Annotated in this window: 1 protein-coding gene; it reads right to left on the bottom strand. The window is 41.4% G+C overall.

Features of this window, described 5'->3' with window-relative positions:
* Positions 1–155: 155 nt before the first annotated feature.
* On the bottom strand, positions 156–777 hold a 622-nt coding region (locus tag V7659_RS31620; RefSeq protein WP_335543928.1), incomplete at its 5' end, for an N-acetylmuramoyl-L-alanine amidase family protein.

Below are 777 nucleotides of genomic sequence, written 5' to 3'. Positions count from 1 at the left end.
TGATATAAGAACGCATGAAGTCAACCTCCTTGGTTTTGAACCTTTCATCCTGGAACCCATGGAAACACTTCATGTACTTTTGAAAAAAGGCTGCCGAGAGTCGTTTCTCGAGCAGCCTAAGAGGTGTATCCAGCACCCCTCATCTGTATGTTTTCTTATCTAAAATAGCCTGAAACACCGCTTGAAATACCTGACGCCAATCGATCTTTATAAGTAGCGGATTTCAAAATATTTGAATCAACTGGACTGGAAACAAAACCAGTTTCTAAGAGAACACTTGGCATCTTAGAATATTTAATGACGTAGAAGGCAGCTGTCTTCACGCCACGGTCTCTTGTGCCTAATGCACTGACCATTTTAGGCTGAATATTTTGCGCGAGCTTCAAGCTGTTTGTTGCCGCATATGTTTTGTCATAATACGTTTCAGTTCCATTTGCACTGCTGTTATCATTTGAGTTCGCATGGACACTGATGAAGATATCTGCATTTGCTGACGCACCTTTGCTCACCCGTGTTTGAAGACTGTCGAATGTGTCTGATGTTCTTGACATCGTCACAAGTGCACCTGCGTTGTTTAACTTTGTATTTAGACGTTTGGCTACATCTAAGTTTAAGTTCTTCTCATATAATCCGTAGCCTACCGCTCCTGAATCATGAGCGCCATGACCTGGGTCAATGAATACTTTTTTGCCAACGACAGGATTTTTCAATTGATTCACGACAGTTGGTGTCACTGTATTTGTACTGCCAACGACAGTAAATTTGGTGATTTTTTTG

It is taken from the genome of Neobacillus drentensis, from assembly GCF_036966985.1.
GTDB lineage: Bacteria > Bacillota > Bacilli > Bacillales > Cytobacillaceae > Neobacillus > Neobacillus drentensis_E.
This window is presented reverse-complemented; position numbering and strand designations above follow the sequence as displayed.